Source organism: Streptomyces marinisediminis, from assembly GCF_026262575.1.
Classification (GTDB): domain Bacteria; phylum Actinomycetota; class Actinomycetes; order Streptomycetales; family Streptomycetaceae; genus Streptomyces; species Streptomyces marinisediminis.
Map to the genome: position 1 here is coordinate 17,301 of NZ_JAPKFL010000040.1, position 13,800 is coordinate 31,100.

Annotated in this window: 11 protein-coding genes and 1 CRISPR repeat array; of the genes, 4 read left to right on the forward strand and 7 right to left on the reverse strand. The window is 74.1% G+C overall.

The annotated features are described in order from the left end of the window. Positions 1–519: 519 nt before the first annotated feature. Both OSB71_RS22790 and OSB71_RS22795 read left to right on the forward strand, forming a co-directional pair. Complete coding sequence (locus OSB71_RS22790) at positions 520–1,596, forward strand: cytochrome P450 (RefSeq protein ID WP_265950685.1); 1,077 nt, start codon at positions 520–522, stop codon at positions 1,594–1,596. Between the two features lie 8 nt (positions 1,597–1,604). Beyond that, positions 1,605–1,808, forward strand: a complete 204-nt coding sequence (locus OSB71_RS22795; RefSeq protein ID WP_265950686.1) for a ferredoxin — start codon at positions 1,605–1,607, stop codon at positions 1,806–1,808. Between the two features lie 163 nt (positions 1,809–1,971). Here OSB71_RS22795 and OSB71_RS22800 read toward each other — a convergent pair whose 3' ends face one another. The 4 genes from OSB71_RS22800 to OSB71_RS22815 all read right to left on the reverse strand — a co-directional run bounded on the left by OSB71_RS22800 (position 1,972) and on the right by OSB71_RS22815 (position 10,120). Then, positions 1,972–3,471 carry a SulP family inorganic anion transporter gene (locus OSB71_RS22800; protein ID WP_265950687.1) on the reverse strand — a complete coding sequence of 500 codons (1,500 nt, stop codon included), beginning with the start codon at positions 3,469–3,471 and terminating at the stop codon, positions 1,972–1,974. Positions 3,472–3,917: 446 nt separating this feature from the next. Then, positions 3,918–5,516 (reverse strand): peptide chain release factor 3, encoded by a 1,599-nt coding sequence (locus OSB71_RS22805; RefSeq protein ID WP_265950688.1) that lies wholly within the window; start codon positions 5,514–5,516, stop codon positions 3,918–3,920. A gap of 663 nt (positions 5,517–6,179) precedes the next feature. Next, a complete protein-coding gene (locus tag OSB71_RS22810) occupies positions 6,180–7,358 on the reverse strand; it encodes a Cmx/CmrA family chloramphenicol efflux MFS transporter (RefSeq protein WP_265950689.1) in 1,179 nt (392 codons plus the stop codon). Between the two features lie 470 nt (positions 7,359–7,828). Then, positions 7,829–8,530: a CRISPR direct-repeat array (repeat unit 28 nt; unit sequence TGCTCCCCGCGCACGCGGGGATGACCCC). Positions 8,531–8,722: 192 nt separating this feature from the next. Beyond that, positions 8,723–10,120, reverse strand: a complete 1,398-nt coding sequence (locus OSB71_RS22815; RefSeq protein ID WP_265950690.1) for an NAD(P)-binding domain-containing protein — start codon at positions 10,118–10,120, stop codon at positions 8,723–8,725. A gap of 427 nt (positions 10,121–10,547) precedes the next feature. On the opposite strand from OSB71_RS22815, the gene OSB71_RS22820 reads away from it, so the two are divergent. Further along, positions 10,548–10,907 carry an ArsR/SmtB family transcription factor gene (locus OSB71_RS22820; RefSeq protein WP_265950691.1) on the forward strand — a complete coding sequence of 120 codons (360 nt, stop codon included), beginning with the start codon at positions 10,548–10,550 and terminating at the stop codon, positions 10,905–10,907. 113 nt (positions 10,908–11,020) lie between these two features. On the opposite strand, the gene OSB71_RS22825 is transcribed toward OSB71_RS22820, so the two are convergent. From OSB71_RS22825 to OSB71_RS22835, 3 genes are all read right to left on the reverse strand, one after another. Further along, entirely contained in the window at positions 11,021–11,644 is a 624-nt protein-coding gene (locus tag OSB71_RS22825) for an NAD(P)H oxidoreductase (protein ID WP_265950692.1), read from the reverse strand. Positions 11,645–11,913: 269 nt separating this feature from the next. Next, a complete protein-coding gene (gene arsB, locus OSB71_RS22830; RefSeq protein ID WP_265950693.1) occupies positions 11,914–13,029 on the reverse strand; it encodes an ACR3 family arsenite efflux transporter in 1,116 nt (371 codons plus the stop codon). Further along, positions 13,029–13,340 carry an ArsR/SmtB family transcription factor gene (locus OSB71_RS22835; RefSeq protein ID WP_265950694.1) on the reverse strand — a complete coding sequence of 104 codons (312 nt, stop codon included), beginning with the start codon at positions 13,338–13,340 and terminating at the stop codon, positions 13,029–13,031. The genes arsB and OSB71_RS22835 overlap by 1 nt, the downstream gene beginning before the upstream one ends. 68 nt (positions 13,341–13,408) lie before the next feature. Between OSB71_RS22835 and OSB71_RS22840 the strand changes: the two genes are divergently transcribed. Beyond that, a partial coding sequence (locus tag OSB71_RS22840; protein ID WP_265950695.1) for an arsenate reductase ArsC occupies positions 13,409–13,800 on the forward strand: 392 nt, incomplete at its 3' end.

Here is a 13,800-nt window from a genome sequence, read left to right on the forward strand (position 1 = left end):
CCGCGTGTGCGCGAGGCAGTGCGCGGGCGGACAAGGGCCACGCCGTTGGGAGCCGACCGGAGGCGTGGCGGGAGAGTCGGCCGTCGCCACCCACCGGGGGCGACGCGCCCGACCGGGCGCGGGCCCGGGGCCCAGGCTGCCGCACGGGCTACCGGGGGAAGGCGTCCGACGCCCGGACGAAACGTGCCCGGGGGCGTTCCCGAGCTACCTGGTGGGCGCACCACTGGCGGTCGCACTCGGCGGGGATCTCCACGCCGGCCCGGCACACCGCATGCCGAGCCGGCACTGCCCGGTCAGGTAGCCCAGGTACCACGAGAACCCGTGCCGATCGGGGCTAAGGGCCGCCCTGTTCGGGTATACCCACCCTCGAATCCTCGGGCCTTGGTGCTGGACGTTGGCCGCGGAGCCAGGGCCCCTCCTCCACTTCCCCAGGGGGCGCTTCCCATGTCCACCGACAGGCCGGGCTCAGTCATTCCCCACCTCGACTCCCTCAGCACCCAAGGAACCTCCCCCGTTCGAGTGGAGCTGATCAGCGGGCCCGCCTGGCTGGTGCGCTCCCACGAGCACGCCCGCACCGTCCTCGGCGACGCCCGCTTCTCGGCGGACGACTCACTGCCCGGCTTCCCGCGCGCGTCCGCGGTTCCTCCGGGCGGCCTGTCGTTCCTGCGAGAAGATCCTCCACGCCACTCAGTGTTACGTCGCGTGCTCACCTCGATGTTCACCGTGCACAACATCGAGAAGATGCGCCCCGGCATCACCGCCGCCGCCGAAGATCTCATCAGCGGGATGAAGGCCCAGGGGCCGCCGCTCGACCTGGTCGAGCACTTCGCGCTGCCACTCCCCTCACTGGTGATATGCCAACTGCTGGGCGTGCCCTACCAGGACCACGAAGTCTTCCAGCAGCAGTCGAAGACCGTTGTCTCCACTTCGGCCACCGAGGAGGAGGCGGGCGCCGCGCTCCTCGCGCTGGGCGACTACCTCCGCGGTCTGGCCGAAGGCAAGCGGCGCAGCCCCGGGGACGATGCCCTCTCCCGCATCGTCACCCAGCAGGACGCCGCCGACATGGGCGACGAAGAGGTGGTCGCCATGGCGCGCCTGCTGCTGATCGCCGGACACGAGACCACCGCCAACATGATCAGCATGATCGTGTTGAGCCTCTTCCAGAGCCCCGCGCACATGCAGCAACTCCGCGACGACCCCGCCCTGCTGAAGGGCGCCGTAGAGGAGAGCCTGCGACACGTCTCCCTGGTCAGGTCCAGCCTGGTCCGTCTCGCCACAGCCGACGTTCCCCTGGGCGGCATCGTCATCCGCGAAGGGGAAGGCGTCCTCATCGGCACCAGAGGCGCCAACCACGACCCCGCCGTCTACCCCGACCCCCACACCATCGACTACACCCGCGACTCCCGCGGTCACATCGCGTTCGGCTACGGCGTCCACCAGTGTCTGGGCCAGGCCCTGGCCCGCCTGGAACTCACCGTCGCCGTCCGCATGCTCCTCGACGCGTTTCCCCACCTGGCCCCCACTGACCTGCACGACGTCGTGATGAAGGAGGACTCCGCCGTCTACGGAGTCTCCCGCATGCCGGTCACCTGGTAGGGGGAACAGTGCGTATCCACATCGACAGGGAACGCTGCTGTTCGGCAGGTATGTGCGTCGCCACAGCACCCGCCCTCTTCGGCCAGGACGACATCGACGGCCGCGTCATTCTGCTGGTCACCCCCGTCCCCGAGGGGGAAGAGACCTCGGCCCGCGAAGCCGTGTCGCTCTGCCCCAGCCACGCCATCAGCGTCGCGGAAGACTGGTCGTGACCGAACGGGGCCGCGGGGTCCTTGCGGGCGCGACGGGTCGAACGAGCGTCTCCTCCCGCGGGGTTGCCCTCAGATACGGATCGCCGCACTGATCGGCCAACGGCCCCGGGGGCCGCGCCCCGCCCGCCGGGTGTGGGGGCGGGCGCGGCGGGCGGGCGGGGGTTCAGTGGCTGGTGAGTTCGCCGGCGAGCTTGTCGTGCATCTCGGCGCTGGGCTTGTTGAGGCCGATGATGGTGACCTTCTTGCCGCGGGCCGCGTACTTGGTCTCGATGGCGTCGAGCGCGGCGACGGAGGAGGCGTCCCAGATGTGGGCGTCGGAGAGGTCGATGACGACGTCGTCGGGGTCGTTCGCGTAGTCGAACTGGTAGACGAGGTCGTTGGAGGAGGCGAAGAACAGCTCGCCGGTGACGGCGTAGACGGCCTGCTTGCCGTCGGGGTCGGTGACGCCGGAGACCTCGGCGAGGTGGGCGACGCGGCGGGCGAAGGCGACCATCGCGGTGATGACGCCGACGACCACGCCGATGGCCAGGTTGTGGGTGGCCACGACGACGGCGACGGTGACGGCCATGACGACGGTCTCGCTGACCGGCATCCGCTTCAGCGTCCCCGGCTGGATGGAGTGCCAGTCGAAGGTCGCGACGGAGACCAGGATCATCACGGCGACCAGGGCGGCCATCGGGATGTCGGAGACGACGGGGCCGAGCACCACGACGAGGACGAGGAGGAAGGTTCCGGCGAGGAAGGTGGACAGGCGGGTGCGGGCGCCGGAGGCCTTCACGTTGATCATGGTCTGGCCGATCATGGCGCAGCCGCCCATGCCGCCGAAGAAGCCGGTCACGATGTTGGCGATGCCCTGGCCGATGGACTCGCGGGTCTTGCCCGAGTGGGTGTCGGTGATGTCGTCCACCAGCTTGGCGGTCATCAGCGACTCCATCAGGCCGACGAGGGCGAAGGCGAAGGCGTAGGGGGCGATGACGCCCAGGGCCTCCAGGGTCAGCGGCATGTCCGGCAGGCCGGGCACGGGCAGGGTGGAGGGGAGGTCGCCCTTGTCACCGACCGTCGGGACGGCGATGCCGGCGCCGATGGTGATGAGGGTGAGGATGACGATGGACACCAGCGGTGCGGGGACGGCCTTGGTGAGCCGGGGGAAGAGCACCATCAGGGCCAGGCCGCCGACGACCAGCGGGTAGACGGCGAAGGGGACGTTCTCCAGCTCCGGCACCTGGGCGAGAAAGATCAGGATGGCCAGGGCGTTGACGAAGCCGACCATCACCGAGCGCGGCACGAAGCGCATCAGCTTCGCGACGCCGACCGCGCCGAGCACCACCTGCATGACGCCGCCGAGGATGACGGCGCCGACGAGGTAGCCCAGCCCGTACTCGTGGTTGAGCGGGGCGATGACCAGCGCTATGGCGCCGGTGGCGGCGGAGATCATCGCCTTGCGTCCGCCGACGACGGAGATGACCACGGCCATGGTGAAGGAGGCGAACAGGCCCACCGCCGGGTCGACGCCCGCGATGATGGAGAAGGAGATCGCCTCGGGGATCAGGGCGAGGGCGACGACGAGCCCGGCCAGCACCTCGGTGCGGAACACCTTCGGGGAGGCCAGGAAGTCCGGGCGGGACAGGCGCGGCCTTCGGGCCACGGGCAGCGTCGAGGACATGCAACCGTTTCTGTTTCGGGCGCGCAGGAACGACTGCGCGCGCATCGTGCGCCGGTGGTCGGCCCCTCGGCCGGGGCCGCGCCGGACAGCCCGTCGGGCCGGACGGGCTGGTCGGGCATCGTTGCCCGGAAGTTCGTGGGCGCCGCGGTTCCCCGGACGGTGCCCGCGCGGCGGTGGCGGCCGGGTGGCCGCCGGTCGACAGCGGTCGCGGCCTCCCCAGGACTCTACCCTGACGTAAGGGCAGAGAGCCTCCTGTGGGCTGTGAATCCCAGGTGAACAAGGACTCACGCCTCGTGATTCATGTCACCTACGCGACGAGGGCCGCCCGCCGGACCCGGTGGGCGGCGCGCGCGGGGCACCGCCCGCCCCGCGCGCGCCGTCCGTGGCCCCGCCCCACCCGCCCGGCCGGGGCGGCGCCCGGCCGGTGGGCCCCGGGGCGTGCGCGGTCAGTCGTGTGCGGCGACCAGGGGTTCGAGGCGGGCGTCGGGGAACTCCCGGGCGAAGGAGTTGGCCTGCCACAGATTGGGGAACAGCGCGAGCACGTCCTTGTCCCGCAGGCGGGTCATGGCCTCGCCCTGCACCAGCCGGGAGCGGTTGAGCCGCTCGGCGCCCGCGGCGTCGGTGGCCCGCGCCAGCCGGTAGGGCAGCGGCTCCAGCCGTACGGGGGCGGCGAACTCCCCGGCCATGCGGTGGGTGACGACGTCGAACTGCATCGGTCCGACGGCGGCCAGGACCGGCGCCTGCTCACCGCGCACGTCGGAGACGAGCACCTGGACCACCCCCTCCTCGTCCAACTGCGCGATGCCGCGCCGGAACTGCTTGGAGCGGCTGATGTCCGCGGGCCGGACGACGGCGAAGTGCTCGGGGGCGAAGGTGGGCATGCCGGGGAAGACGGCGGGCCGGTCGACGTAGAGGGTGTCGCCGACGCGCAGCGCGGCGGCGTTGACCAGCCCGACGACGTCACCGGGGTAGGCGGTCTCCACCGCGGAGCGGTCCTGGCCGAAGACGCTGTGCGCGTACTTGGTGGCGAACGGCCTGCCGCTCGCCGCCCGCGTCACCGTCATGCCGCGTTCGAAGACGCCGGAGCACACGCGCACGAAGGCGATGCGGTCCCGGTGGGCGCGGTCCATGTTGGCCTGCACCTTGAAGACCAGCCCGGAGAACGGCTCCGTCACCGGACGGGTGCCGCCGCCCTCCAGGGGGCGGTCACCGGGCGGGGGCGCGAGGTCCACGATCGCGTCCAGCAGCAGGCGCACCCCGATGTTGGAGAGCGCGGCGCCGAAGAACACCGGGGTGCTGCGCCCGGCCAGGAACGCCTGGTGGTCGTGGACGGCGCCGTCGGCCTGGAGCAGCTCCAGCTCCTCGGCGGCCTGCTCCCAGTCGCCGCCCCCTTCCCGCGCGACGCGGTCGGCCGGGACCGTCTCCTCCACGGCCGCCTTCGCGCCGCCCGGCGCGCGGGTGTAGCGGAGCATGGTGTCCGGCTCGCGGGCGTCGATCAGGCCGCGCAGGTGTCCGGCGATGCCGACGGGCCAGGTCACCGGCGTCGGCTTCAGCACGAACTCGCGCTCGATCTCGTCCAGCAGCTCCAGCGCCTCGCGCCCGGGGCGGTCCCACTTGTTGACGAACGTGATGACGGGGATGCCGCGGTGGCGGCAGACGTCGAAGAGCTTGCGGGTCTGCTCCTCCAGGCCCTTGGCGGCGTCGACGAGCATCACCGCGCAGTCCACCGCCGCAAGCACCCGGTAGGTGTCCTCGGAGAAGTCGGCGTGGCCCGGGGTGTCCAGCAGGTTCAGCACCTGCCCGCGGTGCGCGAACTGGAGCACCGCCGAGGTCACCGAGATGCCGCGGGCCTGCTCCATCTCCATCCAGTCCGAGGACACCCCGCGCCGGCTGCCCTTGCCGTGGACCGCGCCCGCGGAGGTGATCGCCCGCGCGTGCAGGGCCAGGGCCTCCGTCAGCGTCGACTTGCCCGCGTCCGGGTGGCTGATCACCGCGAACGTCCGCCGCCGCGCCGCCTCGGCTCCGAGCTGGGTCCCGGCACTCATCGCGCTCCCTCCGGGCCCGTGCCCGCCGCCCGGGCCGGCGTCGTGTGCGGCGCCGGGGCGCAGGGCCCCGCGGCCGCCGGTTCGCTGCGCGGGCCCGCGCGGCGCGCGTCGGCTTCCGTCCAGTGTGTGCGCAATATCGCCATCCGTTCGTCGTGCGTGTGTCCACCGCTCCGCGGCGGTGGGTTGCCGGGCCCGGGGTGCGGCGGCAAGGCGCCGAGCGGCGGCCGGACGGCGTCGAGCCGGAGCCCCGGCGGACGCGTCCGCCGCACCGGCGTGAGCCGGCGCGCCTCGGCCCCGGGGGTGTTCCGGGAGCCGCCCGCGGTGCGCTCGGCGGGGCCGGGCACGCCGACCCCTCTCGTAGTGTCGCACCGTGCGCGGCGGCGGACCCGCGAGCGGGGCCGCCCCGCCGTCCCCCGGAAGCCCCCGCGCCCCCGCCTCGCGTCCGCGACCCTGCGATGGGCAAACCTACCCTCCCGTGAGGGTAGGTTTGCCCATCACAGGGTCGCGGACGGCCAACCGCCGCCGCTGTCGCCGCCGCCCGGTGGCGCCGCCCCCTCCGACGCGGGGGTACCGTGCCTTCCTCCGGCCCCGTCCTCGCGCGGGCCCGCCTCACGCGCGGCTCGCTGGGCGCGCGGGCCCCGACGGCCCGGGGCGGGGGCGGCGTCACCGGAGCAACTCGGTGCTCCGGTCGGCCGTGATCACCGCGCGCAGGGGCAACGCGACGAGCAGCGCGGCGGCGACCAGGAGCCCGCTGACCCACAGCGGCCCGAGGCGCCCGGCCCCGGTGCCGAGGGTGGCCGCGGCGAGGACGGGACCGGCGGCGGCGCCGACGTTGAGTGCGGCGGTCGCGTACGACCCGGCCAGGGTGGGAGCCCCCGCGGCCGCGTAGACGACCCGGGTGATCAGCGTGCCGCCCAGCGCGAACGACAGCGCGCCCTGCACGAACACGAGGACGAGCAGCGCCGCCGGCGCCGCGGCCAGCACCGCCAGGGCCGGCCAGCCGACGAGCAGCAGCGGGCCGCCCACGGTGACGACCAGGCCGGGACGCCGGTCGGACAGCCGGCCGGCGACGGTCACCCCGGCGAAGGACCCGGCACCGAAGAGCACCAGCACGACGGAGACCCACCACTCGCCCAACCCGGCGGTGCCGGTGACCACGGGGGCGAGGAAGGTGAAGCTCCCGAACGTCGCCGCGTTCACCAGCGCGCACACCAGCATCACCAGGACCAGTGGCGGCCGGGCGAGCTGGGCGATCTCCGCCCGCAAGGTCGGCCCGCCGCTCGCCCCGTCCCGCGCCCGCCCCGCCGGGACGCCCTTCAGGATGCCGAGCGCCGCGGGCAGACACAGGGCGGCGACGGCCCAGAACGTGGCCCGCCAGCCGAACACCGTGCCGAGCACCGACCCACCGGGCACACCGGCGACCGTGGCCACCGTCGTCCCGGCCAGCAGCACCGCCAGCGCGCGGCCCTTCGCGTCGGACGGGACGAGCGCGGCGGCGGCCGTGAGAGCGACCGCGAGGAACCCGGCGTTCGCGAGCGCGGCGACGACCCGCGTGGCGAACAGGACCGGAAAGCTCGCGGTGAGGGCGCCCACGGCGTGCGCCGCCGCGAACGTGACCACGAACGCGAGCAGGCTGGGACGCCTGGGCCAGTCGCGGGCGAGCACGGCCACTCCGGGGGCGCCGACGACCATGCCGATCGCGTAGGCCGAGGTGAGCGTCCCCGCCGTCCCGACCGCGACGTCGAGATCCGAGGCGATGTCCGGCAGGAGGCCGGCGAGCATGAACTCCGAGGTGCCCATGGCGAAGACCGCCAGGGCGAGCAGGTACAGCGGCAGAGGCATCGAGTGCTCCGGGGTGAGGAGAAGCGCGAGAGGGTCATCTCGTCACCGCGGCCAACCCCGAGGCGCGCACGCCGCACCGCAGGAACGGGTGCGACGGCGGGGCTACCAGCTCAGTGGTCCAGGGGGCTGACGGCGTGACCGAAAGCCCCCACCTCGTCTGACTCAGGACTCGACATGCCCCGCACGCTACCCGACCACCCTCCGCCCCCACACCCCGCTTTCCCCGGCCCCCTGGCCGCCCACTCGCCGCCGACGTAGGTTCCCGTCGCGCCGCGTGGCCATCCCACCGTCCGCGCCGCACTGACGGCGCTCGGGAGAGTGCCGGTGGATAGGCTGCACCCACCTGGGACCGACCAGCGGTCACACCCGTCCCCCCGCGCCCGAAACCAGAGGATCACCCGCTATGCCGGAATCCGCGCAAGTGCATAAAAACACGCACCACCGCCGATAAACCCGCTGCTCAGCTCGTCTGCTCCCCGCGCACGCGGGGATGACCCCCGCACTGGGCGCCCTGGCGGCCGGTGAAGGCGATGCTCCCCGCGCACGCGGGGATGACCCCGGCATCCCGCTGCGTCCGATCAGTCCGGCGAGCCATGCTCCCCGCGCACGCGGGGATGACCCCGCGGCGGGCCGCTGCCGAAACGGAGCGCAAGACTGCTCCCCGCGCACGCGGGGATGACCCCGGCCGCACCATCCCCGAGGCCGCCGCGATGGACTGCTCCCCGCGCACGCGGGGATGACCCCTTGAGCCCGTACCGGGCCACCGAGGCGGCCTTCTGCTCCCCGCGCACGCGGGGATGACCCCGACAGGCCGAGCGACGAGGCGTTGCCGGTGGGCTGCTCCCCGCGCACGCGGGGATGACCCCGGCGTGACGCTGCGGCGTCCCCTGCCGGTCTTCTGCTCCCCGCGCACGCGGGGATGACCCCATCAGCTTCGAGCTCCGGGACTCCACGGGCTCCTGCTCCCCGCGTACGCGGGGATGACCCCAGCGCGAAGTACGGCCGCGGCATCCCCGGCGTCTGCTCCCCGCGCACGCGGGGATGACCCCACCACGCCCCACACGGTGTGGTCCTCGGCATGATGCTCCCCGCGCACGCGGGGATGACCCCCGCCCCCGGCTCCACGTCGTGCGAGTGCGCGGAATGCTCCCCGCGCACGCGGGGATGACCCCAAGACGGTCTCGCGCTGGGACATGCCAGGCCGATGCTCCCCGCGCATGCGGGGGTGGTTGCCGTGGGGGTGGCGGGCGCGAGGGTTGCCTGGGCGTGTGCCCGGTTGGTTGGCAGGGGCGGTAGGCGGGTGGGAGTTGCGTGGGGCCGTGCCCGGGCGGCCGTTTCGGGCACGGCCGTGCGCGGGAGTTCGGTCAGGTGGCGCAGCAGGTCGCGCCCGGGGTTTTCGCGGGCACCGGTGCGGCCGGGGGTGCGGAGCCGAGTTCGACCAGCCCGGGAGTGGGGGCGCAGCAGCCGCCCGCGGCGGCGGCGTCGGCGGAGGCGGCCTCGTCGAAGAGGCCCGCGCCGCCGCACACGCCGGTTTCCGGGAGGGTGAGTTCGACGCGGTCGGCCGCCGCCAGGTCACCGGCGAGGGCGGCGGCGACGGAGCGCACCTGCTCGTAGCCGGTCATCGCCAGGAACGTGGGCGCGCGGCCGTAGGACTTCGTGCCGACCACGTAGAAGCCCTGCTCGGGGTGGGACAGCTCCCGGTGGCCGTGCGGGTAGACGGTGCCGCAGGAGTGCTGGTTCGGGTCGATCAGCGGGGCCAGTTGGACGGGGGCCTGGAGGCGCGCGTCGAGACCGAGGCGGATCTCGGAGAGGAAGGAGAGGTCCGGGCGGAAGCCGGTGAGCACGACGACCTCGTCCACCGGCGCCAGGCGGCGGCCGTCCTCGCCGACGAGGACCAGCCGCCCGTCCCCGTCCCGCTCGACGGCCTCGGTGCGGAAGCCGGTGACGGCCTCGGCGTGGCCCGCCTCGACGGCGGCCTTGGCCGCGAGGCCGAGCGCCCCGCGGGCGGGGAGCTGGTCGGCCTCGCCGCCGCCGAACGTGGCGCCGGAGAGGCTCCGGCGCAGCACCCACACGGCGCGCGTGCCGGCGCCGTCGTCGGACGTGGCGAGGTCGGCCAGGGCGGCGAGCGCGGTGAAGGCGGAGGCGCCCGAGCCGAGCACGGCGGTCCGCTTGCCCGCGTGGCGGGCGCGGGTGGCGCCGTCGGCGAGGTCGGGCACGCGGTAGGTGACGCGGTCGGCCGCCGCGCGCTCCCCCAGGGCGGGCAGCCCGCTGCCGCCCGCGGGGGACGGGGTGCCCCAGGTGCCGGACGCGTCGATCACCGCGCGGGCCGCGAGCCGCTCCTCCCGGCCGTCGGCCGTCGCGAGCTGCACGGTGAACGCGGTGGCGTCGCGCCCGGCGTCGACGACGCGGTCGCGTCCGGCGCGGGAGACCCCGGTCACCCGGGCGCCGTAGCGGACCGCGTCGCCGAGCGCGTCGGCGAGGGGCTGGAGGTACCGCTCGGCCCAGTCGGCGCCGGTGGGGTAGCGGGCGGCGTCGGGCCTGACCCAGCCGGTGGGGGCGAGGAGCTTCTCGGCGGCGGGGTCGGTCAGTTCGGCCCAGGGTGAGAACAGCCGCACGTGCGACCACTCGCGCACCGCGGCCCCGGCGGTCCGACCGGCCTCCAGGACCAGGGGCCGCAGACCCCGGTCGAGCAGGTGGGCCGCGGCGGCCAGGCCCGTCGGGCCCGCTCCGATGACGATGACGGGAAGCTGCTGCGTACTCATGGTGATCGGGCTCCTCGGTGCGCGGGGGCGGGTGCGTCGGTGCGGCGCTCTCCCTCCGGAGCGCGGGGCGCATCCGGGCCGTGACGAGCGCGGCGCTGGAGAGGCGTCCCCGCTGACCCGCTTGTTTCGAATTCCGTCGATGGCTTACGGCGTCAGCATGGCACTTGCTTCGACTAGCGTCAACATAGACAGGCATCGAATCAGAGGGCCGGGGAGGAGGACGGCACGGAGCGCCCCCGGGTCACCGCCACGGGCGTCAGCGCCGCCTCGCGCCGCCGGGCGACCGGGCGTGCGCGGGCCGGCGTCGAAGCGAGCGGCCTGGCGGCCTCCGCGCGGGCCGGCGGGGGCCGGTCCGCGGCGCGCGGGCACCGGCGACCCCGGTCGGTGACGCCTCGACCACCACTTCGACGCGTGTGAAACTAGACGCATGTCGAAGCTGACGACGCCGCCGGTGCCGGCCCCGGACGCCGTGCCGTGCTGCCCGCCGCTGGACGAGCGACCGCTGACCGCCGCAGAGGCCGAGCGGACGGCCGTGATGTTCAAGGCGCTGGGCGACCCGGTACGGCTCCGGCTGTTCTCCGCCGTCGCCTCGCACCCGGGCGGTGAGGCGTGCGTGTGCGACATCTCCGACGTCGGCGTCTCCCAGCCCACGGTCAGCCACCACCTGCGGAAGCTGCGGGAGGCCGGGCTGCTCGCCTCCGAGCGGCGGGGCACCTGGGTGTACTACCGCGTCGAGCCCTCGGTGCTGGCCGCGATGGGCAGGCTCCTCACCACGTCGGCCCCCTGACCCGCGCGACGCCGCCCCGTGACCGTGCCGCCGACCCCGGCGCGGGGCGGGCACCCCGGCGCAACCCGGCGGCGCGGACGGGCGCCCCGGGGCGGCGTATCCGTCCGCGGGCGTCAGTGCGGGCGGGCCGGTGCGGGGATGGCGGTCCGTCGCTCCATGGCCTTCTCCGCGTCCGCGAGGATCTCGCGCACGCGCAGCGCGCGGGTCGCCTCGGGGACGCCGGAGAGTTCGGTGCCCGTCACCAGGTGCACCACCGCGTCGGGGATGCCGCAGAACTGCGAGACGCCGACGCGCAGTTGGAGGTCCATCGCGGCGTCGAAGCCGGGCTCGCGGAGCTCGGCCTCGGAGGCGCCCGCCAGGCCCAGCCACAGCATCCGCTTGCCGGCGAGGCGCGGCGTGCTCCGGCCGTAGGCGAAGCCGTAGTTCCACACCCGGTCGATCCAGCCCTTCAGCATCGCGGGCGGCCCGTACCACCACACCGGGAAGACGACGACGATCTCGTCGGCCGCCGAGACGCGCTCCATGTGGGCGTGGACCTCGGGCGAGTACCGCTTGTCCCGGTCACCCCAGTCCGGCTCGTCCACCGGGGTCAGGCACGGGTCGAACTCCTCGGCGTACAGGTCGAGTACGTCGGCGGTGTCCCCGCGGTCCTTGATGCGGGTGTGCAGGTGGGCGGCCACCTGGGCGGTCAGCGAGTCGGCGCGGGGGTGTGCCACGACCAGCAGCGTGTGGGGCACGACGGGGATCTCCTTACCGAAGGGCGGGGTCGGACGCCGAGGCCGGAGCCGCCACTGGCGTCGGTGCTCGGGTCGGTGGTCCAGCGGCCGCCGCGGGGAGGCGACAACGCGACGATAGCCGCGCCGGCGCGGAGTTGGCCGCCCAGGCCCCCGGCGCGGGAGGCGACCGCGCGCCACGGCGCGGCCCAGCCGAGCGCGAGGCGGCCGAACCGGGCCACGCCCGCCCCCGCCGGCAGGCCGCCCGGTGGCCACCGGCCCGGCCCGCGGCGTCACTTCGCCGCCGTCACCAGGCTCCGCTCGCCGAACCTGCGGCGCCAGGCGAGGGACACGTAGACGAGGGCGACGAGCACCGGGACCTCGATGAGCGGGCCGACGACGCCGGAGAGCGCCTCGCCCGAGGTGACGCCGAAGGCGCCGATGGCCACCGCGATGGCCAGCTCGAAGTTGTTGCCCGCGGCGGTGAACGCCAGCGTCGCCGTGCGGTCGTACGCGATGCCGATGGCCTTCCCGAGCGCGAAGGTGCCGAACCACATCACCGCGAAGTAGACCAGCAGCGGCAGCGCGATCCGGGCCACGTCGGCGGGCTGGTTGGTGATCGTCTCGCCCTGGAGCGCGAAGAGGACGACGATCGTGAACAGCAGGCCGTACAGGGCCCACGGGCCGATCCGGGGGAGGAGGCGGTTCTCGTAGCCCGCGCGGCCCATCCTGCGCTCGCCCAGGCGGCGGGTGAGGAACCCGGCCAGCAGGGGGACGCCGAGGAAGACGACGACGTTGACCGCGATCGTCCACATCGAGACGCCGAGCTCCTCGCCCGCGCCCAGGCCGAGCCAGCCGGGGAGCAGGTCGAGGTAGAACCAGCCGAGCAGGCCGAACGCGAGGACCTGGAAGACGGAGTTGAGCGCGACGAGCACGGCCGCCGCCTCGCGGTCGCCGCAGGCGAGGTCGTTCCAGATGATGACCATGGCGATGCAGCGCGCCAGGCCGACGATGATCAGACCGGTGCGGTACTCCGGGAGGTCCGGCAGGAAGAGCCACGCCAGGGCGAACATCACGGCCGGGCCGACGAGCCAGTTGACGACGAGCGAGGAGACCATCAGCCGCTTGTCGCCCGTGACGGCGTCCAGCTTGTCGTAGCGGACCTTCGCCAGCACCGGGTACATCATGACCAGCAGGCCGAGCGCGATCGGCAGCGAGATCCCGCCGACCTCCAGCGCCGCCAGGGCGTCGCCCATCCCCGGGACCAGCCGGCCCAGGCCCAGCCCGAGGGCCATGGCGAGCAGGATCCACACGGCGAGGAAGCGGTCGAGGGTGGAAAGCCTGGCGACGACGGCCGCGCCCTGCCCGCCGGGTGGCGCGCCGGGCGCGGGGGTGTCCGTGGTGGTCACTAGCAGGACCTCTTCCGTGCGGTGTCGTGGGTGGAGTGGGCCAGGGCCGCCAACTCGGCGAAGAAGCCGGCCAGGGCGTCGACGACGTCGGGGCGCAGCCGGTAGTACGTGAAGCGGCCGCAGGGCTCGGTCTCGACCACGCCCGCCTCGCGCAGCACCCGCAGGTGGTTGGAGAGGTTGGTCTGCCGCGCCCCGGTCTCCGCGACCAGGTGCGTGGTGCAGAGCGTCTCCCCGGCGAGGAGGGTGACGATCTTGAGCCTGAGCGGGTCCGCGATCACCCGCATCAGTTCAGTGTCGACTGACGTCATCATGGGCTGATACTTTCACATCAGCCGGTGCTGACACCAGCCCGGTTCCGCGTGCGACGAGAGAGACCCTGATGCCCGAGAAGCCCTCCGTCCTGTTCGTGTGCGTCCACAACGCCGGACGCTCCCAGATGGCCGCCGCCTGGCTCACGCACCTGGCGGGCGACCGCGTGGAGGTCCGCTCCGCCGGTTCCGCGCCCGCCGACGAGGTCAACCCCGCCGCCGTCGAGGCCATGCGCGAGGTGGGCATCGACCTGTCCGCCGAGGTGCCCAAGGTCCTCACCGTCGACGCGGTCCGGGCCTCCGACGTGGTCATCACCATGGGCTGCGGCGACACCTGCCCCGTCTTCCCGGGCAAGCGCTACCTCGACTGGAAGCTCGACGACCCGGCCGGCCAGGGCGTCGACGCCGTCCGCCCGATCCGCGACGCGATCAGGACCCGCGTCGAAGCCCTCATCACCGACAT

Excerpts from the sequence above, each read along its gene's own strand:
- OSB71_RS22805 (WP_265950688.1), bottom strand. The coding sequence starts at position 5,516 with ATGAGTGCCGGGACCCAGCTCGGAGCCGAGGCGGCGCGGCGGCGGACG.
- OSB71_RS22835 (WP_265950694.1), bottom strand. The coding sequence starts at position 13,340 with ATGATGACGTCAGTCGACACTGAACTGATGCGGGTGATCGCGGACCCG.
- OSB71_RS22800 (WP_265950687.1), bottom strand. The coding sequence starts at position 3,471 with ATGTCCTCGACGCTGCCCGTGGCCCGAAGGCCGCGCCTGTCCCGCCCG.
- OSB71_RS22820 (WP_265950691.1), top strand. The coding sequence starts at position 10,548 with ATGTCGAAGCTGACGACGCCGCCGGTGCCGGCCCCGGACGCCGTGCCG.
- OSB71_RS22815 (WP_265950690.1), bottom strand. The coding sequence starts at position 10,120 with ATGAGTACGCAGCAGCTTCCCGTCATCGTCATCGGAGCGGGCCCGACG.
- OSB71_RS22810 (WP_265950689.1), bottom strand. The coding sequence starts at position 7,358 with ATGCCTCTGCCGCTGTACCTGCTCGCCCTGGCGGTCTTCGCCATGGGC.